At 54.7% G+C, this 15,137-nt stretch carries 13 protein-coding genes and 1 riboswitch; of the genes, 4 read left to right on the plus strand and 9 right to left on the minus strand.

What is annotated here, in order from left to right:
* Positions 1-6 precede the first annotated feature (6 nt).
* The 3 genes from CRO19_RS22510 to CRO19_RS22520 are packed head-to-tail and all read right to left on the minus strand — an operon-like array spanning position 7 to position 1,894.
* On the minus strand, positions 7-765 hold the full coding sequence (locus CRO19_RS22510) for a thiazole synthase (protein ID WP_097098058.1): 759 nt from the start codon (positions 763-765) through the stop codon (positions 7-9).
* A gap of 3 nt (positions 766-768) precedes the next feature.
* The gene (gene thiS / locus CRO19_RS22515) at positions 769-966 is read right to left on the minus strand and encodes a sulfur carrier protein ThiS (protein WP_097098059.1); all 198 of its coding nucleotides are present in this window, start codon (positions 964-966) and stop codon (positions 769-771) included.
* A complete protein-coding gene (locus CRO19_RS22520; RefSeq protein ID WP_097098060.1) occupies positions 950-1,894 on the minus strand; it encodes an FAD-dependent oxidoreductase in 945 nt (314 codons plus the stop codon). The genes thiS and CRO19_RS22520 overlap by 17 nt, the downstream gene beginning before the upstream one ends.
* Before the next feature lie 128 nt (positions 1,895-2,022).
* Positions 2,023-2,142, minus strand: a riboswitch (TPP riboswitch).
* 292 nt (positions 2,143-2,434) lie between these two features.
* Here CRO19_RS22520 and CRO19_RS22525 point away from each other — a divergent pair.
* Positions 2,435-2,872: a 6,7-dimethyl-8-ribityllumazine synthase gene (locus CRO19_RS22525; protein ID WP_097098343.1), complete on the plus strand. Its 438-nt coding sequence runs from the start codon at positions 2,435-2,437 to the stop codon at positions 2,870-2,872.
* 97 nt (positions 2,873-2,969) lie between these two features.
* Here the strand turns inward: CRO19_RS22525 and CRO19_RS22530 are convergent, their stop codons facing one another.
* The 6 genes from CRO19_RS22530 to CRO19_RS22555 form a co-directional block, all read right to left on the minus strand.
* The gene (locus tag CRO19_RS22530; RefSeq protein ID WP_097098061.1) at positions 2,970-4,280 is read right to left on the minus strand and encodes an MFS transporter; all 1,311 of its coding nucleotides are present in this window, start codon (positions 4,278-4,280) and stop codon (positions 2,970-2,972) included.
* 451 nt (positions 4,281-4,731) lie between these two features.
* A complete protein-coding gene (locus CRO19_RS22535; RefSeq protein WP_097098062.1) occupies positions 4,732-5,964 on the minus strand; it encodes an MFS transporter in 1,233 nt (410 codons plus the stop codon).
* 197 nt (positions 5,965-6,161) lie between these two features.
* Positions 6,162-7,097: an ROK family protein gene (locus CRO19_RS22540; RefSeq protein WP_097098063.1), complete on the minus strand. Its 936-nt coding sequence runs from the start codon at positions 7,095-7,097 to the stop codon at positions 6,162-6,164.
* Positions 7,094-7,960, minus strand: a complete 867-nt coding sequence (locus CRO19_RS22545) for an ABC transporter permease (RefSeq protein WP_097098064.1) — start codon at positions 7,958-7,960, stop codon at positions 7,094-7,096. Before CRO19_RS22545 ends, CRO19_RS22540 begins: the two co-directional genes overlap by 4 nt.
* Positions 7,960-8,880 (minus strand): ABC transporter permease, encoded by a 921-nt coding sequence (locus CRO19_RS22550; RefSeq protein ID WP_097098065.1) that lies wholly within the window; start codon positions 8,878-8,880, stop codon positions 7,960-7,962. The genes CRO19_RS22545 and CRO19_RS22550 overlap by 1 nt, the downstream gene beginning before the upstream one ends.
* Positions 8,881-8,898: 18 nt before the next feature.
* The gene (locus CRO19_RS22555) at positions 8,899-10,434 is read right to left on the minus strand and encodes an ABC transporter substrate-binding protein (RefSeq protein WP_097098066.1); all 1,536 of its coding nucleotides are present in this window, start codon (positions 10,432-10,434) and stop codon (positions 8,899-8,901) included.
* 287 nt (positions 10,435-10,721) lie between these two features.
* On the opposite strand from CRO19_RS22555, the gene CRO19_RS22560 reads away from it, so the two are divergent.
* Genes CRO19_RS22560 through CRO19_RS22570 form a run of 3 tightly spaced genes read left to right on the plus strand, consistent with a single transcriptional unit; the run spans position 10,722 to position 15,111 of the window.
* Positions 10,722-11,855, plus strand: a complete 1,134-nt coding sequence (locus CRO19_RS22560) for an ROK family transcriptional regulator (RefSeq protein WP_097098067.1) — start codon at positions 10,722-10,724, stop codon at positions 11,853-11,855.
* Between the two features lie 11 nt (positions 11,856-11,866).
* Complete coding sequence (locus tag CRO19_RS22565) at positions 11,867-13,309, plus strand: M81 family metallopeptidase (RefSeq protein WP_097098068.1); 1,443 nt, start codon at positions 11,867-11,869, stop codon at positions 13,307-13,309.
* Entirely contained in the window at positions 13,306-15,111 is a 1,806-nt protein-coding gene (locus CRO19_RS22570) for an ABC transporter ATP-binding protein (RefSeq protein ID WP_097098069.1), read from the plus strand. Before CRO19_RS22565 ends, CRO19_RS22570 begins: the two co-directional genes overlap by 4 nt.
* Positions 15,112-15,137: the final 26 nt, after the last annotated feature.

A 15,137-nucleotide genomic window follows, 5' to 3' on the forward strand; every position in this document is an offset into this window, starting at 1 on the left:
CGCCCATCAGTTGAGATTTGCCAGGCCAAAGATAGGCGTGGAAGCACTCGCCATATCACGCTTTTCCATTAATCCGGCGCGACGGGCCGCCTGTCCGGCTTCTATTGCCAGACGAAATGCGTTTGCCATCTCGATCGGATCGCCCGCTTTGGCGACGGCGGTATTCAGCAGGATGCCATCGAAGCCCATTTCCATCGCCTGCGCCGCTTGTGACGGCGCGCCAATGCCGGCATCAATGATCAGCGGCACATCGCTAAACCAGGCACGCATCGCGCGCAGGCCGTCGATATTGCGCAGTCCCTGGCCGGAACCGATCGGCGCGCCCCACGGCATCAGCAGCTCGCAGCCTGCCGCCAGCAGTTTTTCGCCAACGATCAGATCTTCAGTGGTGTAGGGAAACACCTTGAACCCGTCTTCGCTGAGAATGCGCGCCGCTTCCACCAGCGCGAACGGATCGGGCTGCAGCGTGTCGGCGTGGCCAATCACTTCCAGTTTGATCCACGCGGTATTAAACAATTCTCGCGCCATATGCGCGGTGGTGACCGCCTCTTTCACCGTGTGACAGCCGGCGGTATTCGGTAACACGCGGATGTTGAGTCCGGTCAGTAGTTCACGAAATGCCGCGCCCGCAGCACCTTCACGTCGCAGGCTAACGGTGATGATTTCAGTGCCAGACGCGGCAATCGCCTGCTGCAAAATGGCGGGCGAAGGATATCCGGCGGTGCCGAGCAGGAAGTGCGATTGTGGGTCAACATCGTAAAACATCGTTTAGCCTCCCTGCATCGGTGACAACACTTCGAGCTGGCAACCTTCATCCAGCAGCTGCGTGTCGTAGTGGCTTTTGGGCACAAAGGTGCCATTAAAGGCGGTGGCGACGCAGGCCACATCAATTTGCTGCTCGATCAGCAGTTCGCTCAGGCTTTTTGCTTCGGTGCTGATAGCGCGCCCGTTAAGCTGAATAATCATAAGATTGCTCTCCAGATAGGCGCTGCATCAGCTGTTCAGCCAGCATCGGTGCCAGCAGAAAACCGTGGCGATACATGCCGTTGAGATAGAAGGTGTGATTTTGATAGTGAATTTCCGGCAGATTGGCCGGATACGCCGGACGCAGCCCGCTGCCGCTCTCAATTACCCGTGCCTCCGCCAGCGCCGGATGAATGGCGTAAGCGGCACTGAGTAACTCCATCATGGCGCGGGCGCTGATTGGGCTAGCGTCATCGCTCTCAATCATGGTAGCGCCGAGCATAAAATGCCCGCCGCGACGCGGCACCAGATAGCAGGGAAAACGCGGATGTAGCAGGCGAATCGGACGGGAGAACTGCACCTCATCGCTGTGCAGAATCAGCATCTCGCCGCGCACGGCGCGCAGGCGCGGCAATTCGGGCGCGGCATGAATGCCACGGCAATCGATAATCTGGCCGCTCGGCGCATGCGAGTTGAAGGCTACGCCGCGCGCAATCAGCTTCTCACGCATTTCCTGCAGCGCCAGGCGCGGGTCGAGGTGCGCTTCCTGAGCGAAAAACAGACCGCGCGCAAAGCGCCCTTCCAGCGCCGGTTCAATCGCACCAGGTTCAACCCATTGATGCTGCTCGGTCATGCGGGCAAAGCGGTTAAGCTCCTGGCTGTCGCGCGGCGGCGCCACCACCAGCGTTCCCTGATGTGCAACGCTGCTGACGCGCTGTTGCCACCACGCGGCGGCGTGCTGTCCAAGGGTTATCACCTCACGCGGCGCGCTTTCGGCTTCACACCAGGGCGCCAGCATGCCGCCGGCATACCACGATGCCGGGCGCCGCGATGCATCGTCGATCACCTCAACGTCTTCGCCGCGCTCCGCCAATAATGTTGCCACGCACAAGCCGGCCACGCCGCAGCCTAGCACGCTCCAGCGGCTCACAGCGCAGGTTCCATGATGTTCAAAAAGGGGAAATTCACATCGGCCTCTCAGTGTTGACTGAGACCCGCAGATACAGGTGAAGGGAAATGGCGCCACGATCGAGCTTGCCTTAGCGCCAGACAGCCAAGCTAACAGACTGTCAGTCTTCCTACGCCAGTATCAACTGGGTCAGGTTCAAAGGGTCGCTAAGCCGCGCAGTGCGCTATTAGCCTCTCAGTCTCTGTGGCGAGACTCCCCCGACGCGTCTATTTGTATTGCAGGCGATGGTCGCCGTCAAGCGCGGAATAACTGCATTAAGGGTGTGGTTAAATTGTCTTCTCCATACTTAAACCCGTCATACTTCGAGCTGCAGGTGCGTTGGCTGCGCGTGTCCACCCCAGTCACATACTTCAGTATGCTCCTGGGGATGAACCCACTTGCCGCCTTCCTGCAACTCGAAGTATGACGGGTTTTGCGTCGGTAGATTACAAACGTAACATATGGTATACAAACACATTATTTTATGAGCAAGAACAAATTACAGGTGATGCCGAAATAACCATGAACACTATTAAAATTGCATTTATTAAAGCCGGATGGCACAAAGAAATTGTCCACAATGCCCTGGTAGGTTTCGAAAAAGAATTAGCCGATCAATCTATTGCCGCGGAATTAAAAGTGCTGGAAGTGCCTGGCGCATTTGAAATGCCGCTGTTGGCTAAGCGTCTGGCTGAAACCGGCAAATACGATGCGATTGTCTGCGCGGCGCTGGTGGTGGATGGCGGTATCTATCGCCATGATTTCGTTGCGGCAGCGGTGGTTGATGGCCTGATGAATGTGCAGCTCACCACTAACGTACCGGTGTTTTCCGTTTCATTGACGCCGCATAATTTCCAACCGGTAGACGTCATCGAAAACTTCTACACCGAGCATTTCATCAAGAAAGGCAAAGAAGCCGCACGTGCTGTGCTGGCTATTCACAATCTGTCGATTGATTGAAACGTTAAAAAGGGAACACCTTATCAGGCATTCCCTTTTTATTTATTCTGACTTTCTATTGTTCATATTCAGAATAGTGCCAACCTTGCCAGCTTCACTATTTGGCACTCATCAAACGATCGTCCTTCATATGTCTGCGCGGTTCTGAAGGGTTAATATCACACTCTTTTGGCAATAACAGCGTAAAGATCCCCGCAATCACCAGCGAACCCGCCAGCCAGCAGATTGCCACGTTTTGGCTATAGAGCAGCGTCATGATGCCAACTAAGTACGGCCCACAGAATCCCCCCAGGTTGCCAAGTCCATTAATCACGCCGCGTGCGCTACCCGCCACTTCCGGCGCAGCGATACGTCCGGGAATAGACCAGAACGGACTGGTCGCTGCTTTCAGGAAGAAGCCGCATACCACCAGCGCGATATAGGCGGCAACCACGTTCTCATGCAGCACCACCGAAGCCAGTAAGGCAGCAGCGAAGCAGAACAGCGAGACCATTACCCACAAACGTCGCTTACCGGTGCGATCGCTCAGCCAGGAAATCGCATAGATACCGAGCACTGTCGCCACAAACGGAATGGCGGCCAGCAGGCCGACGCCCGCCATGTTAGTGCCGGTGAGATTTTTCAGGATACTCGGCAGCCACAGCGTGTAACCGTAATCGCCAGTTTGGTAGAAGAAGTTAAGCGCCACGAGCTTCATCAAACCTGAATTACGGAACACCGCTTTTAACGGGGCTTTACTAAGCGGTGCTTTTTGGCGATGTTGCGCCTTTTCACGCGCCAGTTCGCGCAGCAAATACGCCTTTTCACGTGCGGGTAACCAGCGCGCCTCTTCGGGACGATCGGCGATTACCAGCCACCACACCAGCAGCACAGCGGCAGAAAGCAGACCTTCAATAATGAACAACCAGCGCCAGTCCAGCACGTTAATGATGTAGCCGGATATCGGTGCGGTAAACATGCCGCCCAGCGGCGCAAACATCATTACAAAAGCATTAGCGCGTCCCAGCTCCTTTTCTGGAAACCAATTGCTGACCATGGTTAACACCACCGGTAACATGCCACCTTCCGAGATACCCAGCACGAAACGCAGCGCCAGCAGCTGATAATGGTTGGTAACAAAGCCGGTGGCGATAGACACCACCATCCATGCTGCCAGCGACCACGCAATAAAGCGTTTACCGCTGCCATTTACGGCGATACGTCCACCTGGCACTTGCAGGAACAGGTAGCCGATAAAGAAAATGCCACTTACCACACCCGCCATTTGGCTGGTGATCGCCAGGTCTTGATCCATGCCGCCAGGCAGCGCAAAGCTGATGTTGACGCGATCCATGAATGAGACGATGCAGGTAATGAGAATGGGGGCGATAACGCGATACCAACGCGTTCCGGGGATTTTTTCTTGCATGCTGCCCTCTCCATGTTAAGCCAGGTTGCTTAGGTTCAAGGCTTTCTATTAAAGAGAGTATGGGAATAATTATTGCGATCTTAATCACTGCAATTAATGTTAAGAAATTGTGTTACTTACGCTGTGATCGTGCGAGCAAATCGGCGTGACTATAAAAGCATCGTATTGGTATATATAGAAATAATGCGTGCTCGCCCTTATAGAACCATTAATTTTTTCTCTATTTTTTTAGCCTCGCAACGCAGAAACCCAAGACAGGTCTGGTGGTTAATTGTCCAGGGTGGGAGCAGTAATTCGCATCGTTCGGGCTGGCATATCTCCCACATTCGGAGGGAGACAAATAGGATATTTGTAACGTTTTTGTAGCAGAAGCTTTCATAATTTGACCAGGTGCGCATGAATGCGCACCCTACAAAACAGTAGGGTCGCCATTCATGGCGACCCTGTGATGTTAATGATTATCGTGGGCAAAGGTGATGGATTTCCGCCGCGCATCACATACCGCAACACCATGAATCAACAGACCCAGCACCGCCAGAATCGCGCCCACCCAACCGGTTGACTGCCAGCCTAAACCTGCTGAGATCGTGACGCCACCTAGCCACGCACCTAACGCATTGGCCAGATTAAATGCCGAGTGGTTCATCGCTGCCGCCATGGTTTGTGCATCTCCCGCCACATCCATCAATCGAATTTGCAGTACAGCCGCCAGCGCGACCATGGTGCCAACCAGCATCACGTTGATTGCACCCGCCAGGGCATAATGTGCAGCAAACACAAAGGCGCTAAGCACCAGAAACGACCACACCAGCAAAATACGAATCGTCTTTTCAATACCGCGATCGGCCAGACGACCACCCGCAATATTGCCGATAATCATGCCTAAACCAAATAGCGCCAACACGGCAGGAATCCAGCTCACCGGCATCTGTGCCAGTTCGGTCATAGTGGGTTTGACGTAGCTAAACACCGAGAACAATCCGCCGCTGCCTACTGCACCAATCGCCAGTGTGAGCAACACCTGCTTGCGCGTTAGCGCTGACAACTCACGCAGCGGGCTGGCATTTTTATCACCCGCTACGTTGGGTACCCACAGCCACACCAAAAGCAACGTGACCAGCGCCAGACCACCCACAATGGCAAAGGCATCGCGCCAGCCAAACCATTGACCGATGGCAGTGACCGCCGGAACGCCCAGCAAATTAGCAATGGTCAAACCAAATAGCACCATCGATACCGCCTGCGCACGCTTTCTGCGCTCGACCAAACCGGCCGCTACCAGCGCGGCCACGCCAAAGAAAGTGCCATGCGGAAAACCGGCAAGAAAACGCGCCAACAGCATCGAGTAGTAGCCAGGTGCCACCGCGCTCAGCAAATTTCCGGCGGCAAACAGGCCCATTAACGTCATCAGAAAATTACGACGTGAGGCTCGCGCACCCAAAACGGCCAGCAGCGGCGCACCAATTACCACGCCGAGAGCGTAAATACTGATCAGATGCCCGGCGGAAGGGATCGACACGTTGAGGCCTTTGGCTGCATCGGGCAGCAGGCCCATAATCACGAATTCACCGGTACCAATGGCAAAGCCACCGGTTCCCAGCGCGAACAGCGCTTTCAGCACGCTTTTGCGCGGCAGCGATGCCTCGCTCAGCAACTGAGTAAGTTGAGGTTGTACTGATGACATGAGTTTTCCGAACCACAGGTGAAGAACTCAGCCAGGATCGTGGGTGCATTGAACAGCAACCATCGTCGTAACTGAGTTAAGTAAGCGGCATATGATAGCGCAATTATGTGTTAATGGCTGGGGTAACGCTGCCGCATTGGTCGCCATGATTGGCGACGCTACGACGTAGGGTGCGCATTTATGCGCACCGGGTAACATTATCCATGACGTTGTCGGGCCAACAGCGCAGCGCCCATCATGCCGCCATGATGCGCGAACGCTCCCGGCACCACTAAACGCTGGCGCGTACTGCGCAACACATAACCCTGCACCGCCTGATCTAACGCCTCGATTAACGGCACCACAGAAGCCAGCCCGCCGCCTACCACCACGCGTGATGCGCCGGTAATGTTAATGGTGTACGCCAGCGGCTGGCCAACCAGCTGTAACCACGCCTGCAGGGTTTGCTGCGCCTGCCTGTCCTGCTGCTGCCAGCGCTTGATAATATCAATGCTGCTCGCCGTGCTGCTATGCAATGTCTGATGCAGATTTTCCAGGCCGCGCGCGCCGCCGTAACTGTCGAGACAGCCTTTTTGTCCGCACGGGCAGCTCAGGCGCGGCAGGCGCAGCGTTTCACCATCAAGCTCCACTTCAGTGAGTGTGATCGGCCCATGCCCCCATTCCCCGGTCAAACCATTTTGGCCAGTGATGATACGACCATCCGCAACTAATCCACCGCCAACACCTGAACCGAGGATGGCACCAAACACCACCTTGTGTGCTTGCCCGGCTCCCGTTAGCGCCTCCGCCAGCGTGAAGCAATCGGCGTCGTTGTGCACAATCACCCGTCGCTGCAAGATCGCTGATAATTCGTTGGCCAATCTGCGCTGATGAAAAGCAGGAATATTGCTGGCAAACATCTCCCCGGTGTCCGGCGCCACAATGCCGGCGGTGGAAATCGCCACCGGACTATCAGCAGTAAAATGCGCCTGATGTTGGGCAATCATGTGGCTGACCAGCGTGGTGAACGCCGTCCAACTGGTCGCCGGGATATTCTGCTGATCGAGAATCGTTAATGCATTTTGCGCATCCATCACGCCTAACTTGATAAATGAACCGCCCAAATCGAGGCAAATAACTGCAGGTTTACTCATAAACGTTTATCCATCACATCACGCAAGCCGTCGCCAAGGACATTGAAGCCCAGCACGGTAATCAAAATCGCCAATCCAGGGAAGAGTGACACATAGATATTCAGGCCAAGGAAGTTGCGCCCGTCGCTCATCATCGTGCCCCACTCCGGCATGGGCGGCTGCACGCCTAAGCCAAGAAAAGAGAGGCTGGCGGCAGAGAGCACTACCGCGCCGGCCGTTAGGGTTGATTGCACGATCAGCGGGCCAATCGAATTGCGCAGAATATAGTGAGTGATGATGCGCGGATAGCGCACGCCGAGCATATGTGCCGCTTCGATATACTCCATATTTTTCAATCCCAGCGTTAAATTGCGGCTCAGGCGCGCATAGACCGGTATGGAGAAGAGCGAGATAGCGATCAACATATTAGTAAGCCCTTCCCCCAGCACGCTAACAACCAGAATCGCCAGAACAATTCCCGGGAAAGCAAAGATAATGTCCATTACCCACATGATCAGGGCATCAATTTTACGCCCGGCTAAGCCAGAAATGATGCCCAGTGGAATGCCGATCGCCATTGATATCGCCCCGCTCAGGCAGACCTCAAACAGCGTTATGCGCGCACCAAAAATCACCCGCGAGAAAATATCCCGGCCATAATCGTCGGTGCCAAACCAATGTGCGGCCGAGGGTGCCTGCAGCGTATTGAGTAAATCCTGTTCAACCGGATCCCAATGGGTGATCAGCGGTGCCAGCACGGCGGCGAATACCACCAGCAATACCAGTGCGCCGCCAATGGCGATGGAAGGATTAGCGACCAGGGTTCTTAGCAGGTTTCGGCTGCGCGAACGCGGCGGCAGCACGGAGCTTTCAATGCTGTTCATCAGTCGAACCTTATTTTGGGGTTAAGCAGACCAATCAGAATTTCCCCCACCAGATTCATCAGCACCACGCCGGTAACGGCGACCAGCGTCACGCCCTGAATCACGGGATAATCACGGTAGCGCACCGAATCCACCAGTAAGCGGCCAATCCCCGGCCAGTTAAACACCGATTCCGTCACCACCGCACCGCCAATCAGACTGCCGAAATTCAGTGCGACAATGGTGACGATCGGGATCAGCGCATTACGCAGCGCATGCTTCCAATGGATGCTGCCAGACGATAAACCTTTGGCTTTGGCAGTCCGAATATAGTCCTGACTCAGCACATCCAGCATGCTGGATCGCGTCATGCGGGCAATCATCGCCATCGGCAAGATCGCTAGCGTAACGGTTGGCATGATGTAATTTTTCCATGAATCTGCACCCAGCAGTGGTAGCCAACCTAACTCAACGGCGAAGTAGTTCATCGCCAGCAGCGCCAGCCAGAAGTTGGCGATGGACGCGCCGGCAATGGTCAGCACCATGACGATTTGGTCGGGAATGCGCTGGCGATATATTGCGCCTGTCATCCCCGCCGGCACGCCAATCGCAATGGCCAGCAGATAAGCCAGCGCCGCCAGTGATAAGGTATACGGCAGCCGCTCACTGATTTCCGTCATCACCGGTCGCTGCGACTGCAGCGACAGTCCGAGGTTGCCATGTATGGCTTCGGCAGCAAATTTCGCATATTGCAGCGGCAAAGGCTTATCCAGTCCCAGCCGCACGCGCATATTATCCACGGCTTCCTGTGGCGCTTCCGGTCCTGCCATCAAGCGTGCCGGATCGCCCGGCAGCGCGCGGATGGCAATGAATACAATGATCGACACCCCGAAAATAATTAACGGCAGCGATAGCACCTTTTTTGCGACGTACGCTTTCATATCACATCAGCCATGAGTTTATTGCTTCATTGCATCACGGACGACAATCTGCCCACCCGGCTGCATGACAACCCCGCTGATGTTTTTGCGCGCGGCGTAAAGATCGTCCTGATAGAACAGCAGCACCTGCGGCGCTAATCCGCTGATCTGTTTCTGTGCCTGGAAGTAGAGATCCTTGCGTTGGGTATCGTCGAGCGTGGACGCGGCAGTATCAATCAGTTCATCGGTGTGCTTATCGCTGAAGAAGCCAAGGTTGGCGCCACCTGGTGCAAAGCTGCTGGTGTGATACAGCGGACGCAATTGCAGGTCTGAGCCGTATAAACCGGAAGACCATGACGCCAGTACCGCATCGGTGCCCTGTGCGGCCTTCTCTTTGCCATCGGCAAAGGCCGCTTTGGTCCACACACCGCTTTCCATCTGGCGCACGGTGAGCTTCACGCCAATTTTGCTCCACATACCCTGCAGTACTTGCGCAGTACGCGCGTCCGGCGCCTGCACCGCAATCGACATCGGGAAGCCATTGGCGTAGCCCGCTGCCTTCAGCAGATCTTTGGCCTTTTGAACATCATAAGGATAATCGTGCAGATTCTTGTCGTAGTTAGGATCGACGGGTGCCAGCGCGGAATTGGCCGGTTGCGCATAGCCAAACATGATGGCTTTTACCAGCGCCTGTTGATCGGTGGCAAAGTTTAGCGCCTGCCGCACGCGAACATCGCTGAGCGCTTTGCTCTGCGTATTCAGATCGACCCAGAACACAGCCGCTCCCGGCGACCGTTTCAGATTAACGTTGGCATTGTTTTTTAACATACCAGCGAACTGCGGCGGCACCGGATTAATAATATCTACCTGTCCCGATTGCAGCGCCATATTCATTACCGAAGGCTCGCTGCTCCACGTCCATTTTATTTCATCCGGCCCGGAGGATTTTCCCCAATAGTCACTGTTCTTTTGTTCAAGTACATATTCGCCAGATTTGTATTGCACCAGCTTATAGGGCCCAGTGCCGTCGGCTTTATTGTTAATGCTGCCCTCTTTATCCGCTTTTGGGCTCACCATTAAACCTGGTCCGGAGGCTAAAACGGTTAAAAAGGCCGGGTTGATTTTTTTAAGCTGGAACGTAACGGTAAGATCGTCTTTTTTCTTCACATCCTGAATAAAGGTGCGAATTTTTCCGCTACCTGCCAGCCCACGTTGCGTATTTAAATGGCGCTGAAAGTTTTCGACTACCGCATCGGCATTAAACGGCGTGCCGTCATGGAATTTCACGTTGGGCCGCAGGGTGAAAGTCCAATTAAGACCGCTGTCGTCGGACGTCCAGGATAAGGCTAATGCCGGAATAATTTTTCCATCGTCTCCAATGCGCGTCAGGCCTTCATACATCGGATCAAGCACGGTACCGGTAAAGGTCGCGGTCTGGTTGCCCGGATCCATACTACGCGGCGGTTCGTTCTGCATGATCACCAGCTGGCTGGCGAAAACGGAGGCGCTGGCCATTGACGCTAATAAACAACCGGCCAGCGTCAGTACCTTGAAATGCTTATGTTTGCTTTCCATGAAGGCCCTCAATGAATCATTGAAACGAAGGGTGAATGAACATGTCGTTGTAGGGTGCGCATTTATGCGCGCCTGAATGCATTGGTTGCCATGAATGGCATCCCTACGAAATCTTTACCACGGCGTTGCGCTATATAAGCCACGATCTCTAAACAAAAGCCAAGATGTCAGTTCATATAATTTACTTATAATTAGATCTGTATTCAGAAATTTAACTAAATCTCGTTGTATTTGTTTTCTGGCCTTATTATTGTCAGCGCATAAATGCTAACGCTGTGAGACCTCGAATGCTCAATGCCCATCAGCAACAAATTCTGCGTTTGCTTATTGCCTCACAGGGAATGAGCCGTACCCTGATTGCTGAACAGATGAAGTTGAGCAAAGCCGCTATTACAACGCAGGTTAAAGAGATGCTAAATGCCGGATTACTGGAGGAAAGTATTCCAGAATCAAACGGCCAGGGACGTCCATCGGTATTATTAAAAATGCGCGCCGACAGCGCCTATTTTCTCGGTGCTTCGCTGCTCGGCGAACGCGTAGTTTTAGTGTTAATCGATATGCATGGTCATACGCTGGCAGCCACCGAAATGGCGCTCCATCTCGCGCCCGCCCAGTTAGTGGCGGCGATAGCAGCGGCCATCCCAGCGCTGATTGCGCAGAAATCCATTTCACTGGATCAGGTCATCGGCCTTGGCGTCACGCTTTCCGGCTTTATTGATGAACATCAGGCAGTTTGTGTGCAATCGGCTCTGCTCGGTTGGAAAAATGTCCCGCTGGCTGAAATGCTGAAGCAGCAAACCGGCCTGGACGTCTCACTGGAGAACGATGCCAAAGCGCTGGCGGTGAGCGAGAAGATGTTTGGCGTGGCAAAAAAGGCGCGCAATTTCACCCTGATTTCACATGGCGACGGCATCGGCTCAGCGCACTTCTTTCAGGGGCAATTGCACCGTGGTGCACACGGTGGCGCCGGAGAGATTGCCCATTGCACCATTGAACCCGGCGGTCGCCCCTGCCGCTGCGGCAAGCGAGGTTGCCTCGATACCCTCGCCTCGCTAACGGCAATTCGCGAAAGCACGCGCGATAAAGCGCTGGAGAGCGAATCGATTGGCGAGCTGGAGGCACTGGCGGTGAAAGGCAACAGCGCTGCGATTGCCATTCTGCACCAGGCCGGACATGCGCTGGGTTTATCGATCGCGAATATCATTCAGATGAACGATCCCGAATTGATTGTCATTGCGCATCAGCCCGATGCCTTTGATGGCCTACTCAAAACCGTGGTCATGCAGGCCATCGATAGCAATGTTTTGCCCGCAATGATGGGCAAAACACCCATTGCCAATATTGCCATCAACGAACAGAGCTGGGCCAGAGCCGCAGCCAGCGTGGCGGCATATCGCTTTATCATTCACTTACCCGACTAGCGGAGGCTGCTATGCGCATTGCTTTTGGTGGAATTCATACTGAGTGCAGTACTTACAATCCGGTGCTGAATTACGCCGATGACTTCCGCATCGTGCGTGGTGATGAACTGACGACCAATCCTTACTTTGCCTTTCTGCAGGATTATCCCGCTGAGTTCCTGCCCACATTCCACGCGCGGGCCATTGCCGGCGGCCCCGTCGCACGTATGACCTACGAGGATTTTAAGCAGGATTTTCTGACACGCCTTGCAGCTTACCTGCCGGTCGACGGTGTCTACCTGGCCATGCACGGCGCGGTCTACGTTGAAGGTATGGAAGACGCCGAAGGCGACTGGATCAGCGCCACCCGCGAGTTGGTGGGGCCTGATTGCCCCATTACGGTAAGTTACGATCTACACGGCAACGTCACGCAGCGCATCATTGATGCAATTGATATGTTCTCAACCTACCGCACCGCGCCGCACATTGATGTGGAAGAGACCATGCGCCGCTCGGTGACGATGCTGGTTAAAAGCCTGCAAACCGGCATAAAACCGGGCGTGGTATGGGCGCCGATCCCTGTCGTTTTGCCTGGTGAACGTACCAGCACTGAAGATGAACCGGCTAAAAGTTTGTATGCCCGCTTGCCTGCCATCAATGAGATAGAGGGCATCTGGGATGCTTCGCTGATGGTCGGCTACGTGTGGGCCGATGAACCGCGCGCGACGGCTGCGGCGATCATGACGGGCACCCATGCAGATGTGCTGGCTGAGCAGGCTGCAAACCTGGCACTGGCCTACTGGCAGGCGCGCGATGAATTTCGCTTTGGCTGCGCCACCGGCAGCATTACAGAATGTGTCTCCATGGCTATCGCCAGCGAAACCGCGCCGGTGATTTTGGCCGATTCTGGGGATAACCCCACCGGCGGCGGCGTAGGGGATCGTGCGGATGTGTTAGCCGAACTGATTCGTCAAAATGCGCAGGATGTCATCGTGGCCGGTATTACGGATAAACCGGCTACCGAAGCCGCATTTGCCGCTGGCGAGGGCGCTACGCTGCATCTCACCGTGGGCGCCTCACTCGATCCGGCGGGAGGTAAAGTGCAGGCCGAATTTGTGGTGAAGCATCTCAGCGACGACGCCCGCTCCCTGGCAAAACAAGCATTGCTGCAAACCGGCGGTATTACGCTGGTCGTGACCGATCGGCGTCGTCCGTATCACAATCTGGCGGATTTTGCTCTGCTTGGCCTCGATCCGGCAGCAGCCAAAATCGTCGTGGTGAAATCAGGTTATCTGTCGCCGGAACTCGCGCCGCTGGCCAATCCCAACCTGATGGCGCTGTCGGAAGGCGTGGTCGATCAATATGTGGAACGTTTAGCTCGCAAGCGCAAATTGCAGCCTGCTTACCCCTTTGATACCGACTTTTCTTTCCTGCCGGTAAGCCGCCTGTCAGCGCGCTTTTTGGCGGCAAAATGAGCGAGCCAATAACCGTGGTTGAACCGGTTCTGCGGATTGAAAATCTGACGGTGGCTTTTCATCGCGACGATGGGTGGCGCGAGGTTGTCAAAAACCTGTCGTTAACCGTCCATGCAGGTGAGACGCTCGCGATTGTTGGAGAATCAGGCTCGGGCAAAAGCGTCACCTCAATGGCGATTATGCGTTTGCTCAACCTGCGGCACGCGCGAGTCAGCGGCAAAGTGATGTTAAACGGCATCGATCTGCTGAAATTAAGCGAATCCGCCATGCGCGATATTCGCGGCAATGCGGTGGCAATGATTTTTCAGGAGCCGATGACCAGCCTCAATCCCTCCTTTACCATTGGCGATCAAATTGCAGAGGCGCTGATCAATCATCGCAAAATCAGTAAACGTGCCGCACGTGAGGAGACAATACGGCTATTGGAAAAAGTACGTATACCCAATGCCAGTAAACGCTTCAATGATTATCCCCACCATTTTTCCGGTGGAATGCGTCAACGTGTGATGATCGCCATGGCTCTGGCACTGCGGCCCAAACTGTTGATTGCCGACGAACCCACCACGGCGCTAGATGTGACGATTCAGGGGCAAATTCTTGATCTGATTAAGACATTGCAGGAAGAGGAAGGCACCGCAGTTTTGTTCATCACCCATGATATGGGCGTGGTGGCGGAAGTCGCCGATCGCACGTTAGTCATGTATCAAGGTGACGTTGTAGAAACCGGCACGACCACAGCGATTTTCGCCGCGCCTGCCGCCGATTATACGCGCACGCTCATTGCCACCGTGCCGCAGCTTGGTGCGATGCGCGGCAGTCGTGGGCCGCGCAAGTTCGCCTTAAACTCCGAAAAGGAACCCGATGAATCGGTAACCAGGTCTGCGCCGGTTAAGCCGCTGCTGTCGGTGAAGCAGCTCAGCACGCGCTTTACTATCCATGAAGGCGTGTTTAGCCGCAAAACCGGGGCGGTTCACGCGGTGGAAAATATCTCGTTTGATTTGATGCCGGGTGAAACCTTATCGCTGGTGGGTGAGTCTGGCTGCGGAAAATCAACCACCGGACGTTCGCTGACACGCCTGGTCACGCCCACGGCCGGTGAAATTGCCTTTGATGGGTACGATGTGCTGAATCTTTCTGCCAATGAGTTGCGTAATTTGCGTCGCGTCATGCAGATGATTTTTCAGGATCCGTTCGCCAGCCTCAATCCGCGTATGTCGGTGCAGGAAGCGCTAACCGAACCGTTTTTACAGCATCGGCTCGGGTCTAAAACCGAAGCGCGCGAGAAAGCTGCATCGCTGATGGAGCGAGTCGGCTTATCTGCCAGCATGTTAACGCGCTATCCGCACGAATTTTCCGGCGGCCAGCGTCAGCGCATCTGCATCGCGCGCGCGTTGATGCTCGACCCCAAAATGATTATTGCGGATGAATCCGTGTCCGCGCTGGATGTCACCGTAAAAGCGCAAATCATCAATCTGCTGCTGGATCTGCAGCAAAGTCTGGGCTTGTCGTACCTGTTTATTTCCCATGATATGGCAGTAGTCGAACGTATTAGCCATCGGGTGGCGGTGATGTTATTAGGGGAAATCGTCGAAATAGGCCCGCGGGCAGCTATCTTCGAAAACCCTCAGCATGAGTACACGCGCAAGCTGCTGTCTTCAGTGCCGATCCCCGATCCGACGCGGCGTCATTTGAAGCGGCAGGTGGAGATCGGTGAGTTAAAAAGCCCAGTGCGGGCAGTGGGATTTATTCCTGAAACGCGTCGCTATCGTGAAGTCAGTGCCGGGCACTGGGTGATGGAATGAAGGTGATTGATATCCCAGCATTAGCA

This window comes from Candidatus Pantoea floridensis (assembly GCF_900215435.1).
In the GTDB taxonomy this organism is placed as follows: domain Bacteria; phylum Pseudomonadota; class Gammaproteobacteria; order Enterobacterales; family Enterobacteriaceae; genus Pantoea; species Pantoea floridensis.

Excerpts from the sequence above, each read along its gene's own strand:
- CRO19_RS22510 (WP_097098058.1), bottom strand. The coding sequence starts at position 765 with ATGTTTTACGATGTTGACCCACAATCGCACTTCCTGCTCGGCACCGCC.
- thiS (WP_097098059.1), bottom strand. The coding sequence starts at position 966 with ATGATTATTCAGCTTAACGGGCGCGCTATCAGCACCGAAGCAAAAAGC.
- CRO19_RS22525 (WP_097098343.1), top strand. The coding sequence starts at position 2,435 with ATGAACACTATTAAAATTGCATTTATTAAAGCCGGATGGCACAAAGAA.
- CRO19_RS22530 (WP_097098061.1), bottom strand. The coding sequence starts at position 4,280 with ATGCAAGAAAAAATCCCCGGAACGCGTTGGTATCGCGTTATCGCCCCC.
- CRO19_RS22535 (WP_097098062.1), bottom strand. The coding sequence starts at position 5,964 with ATGTCATCAGTACAACCTCAACTTACTCAGTTGCTGAGCGAGGCATCG.
- CRO19_RS22540 (WP_097098063.1), bottom strand. The coding sequence starts at position 7,097 with ATGAGTAAACCTGCAGTTATTTGCCTCGATTTGGGCGGTTCATTTATC.
- CRO19_RS22545 (WP_097098064.1), bottom strand. The coding sequence starts at position 7,960 with ATGAACAGCATTGAAAGCTCCGTGCTGCCGCCGCGTTCGCGCAGCCGA.
- CRO19_RS22550 (WP_097098065.1), bottom strand. The coding sequence starts at position 8,880 with ATGAAAGCGTACGTCGCAAAAAAGGTGCTATCGCTGCCGTTAATTATT.
- CRO19_RS22555 (WP_097098066.1), bottom strand. The coding sequence starts at position 10,434 with ATGGAAAGCAAACATAAGCATTTCAAGGTACTGACGCTGGCCGGTTGT.
- CRO19_RS22560 (WP_097098067.1), top strand. The coding sequence starts at position 10,722 with ATGCTCAATGCCCATCAGCAACAAATTCTGCGTTTGCTTATTGCCTCA.
- CRO19_RS22565 (WP_097098068.1), top strand. The coding sequence starts at position 11,867 with ATGCGCATTGCTTTTGGTGGAATTCATACTGAGTGCAGTACTTACAAT.
- CRO19_RS22570 (WP_097098069.1), top strand. The coding sequence starts at position 13,306 with ATGAGCGAGCCAATAACCGTGGTTGAACCGGTTCTGCGGATTGAAAAT.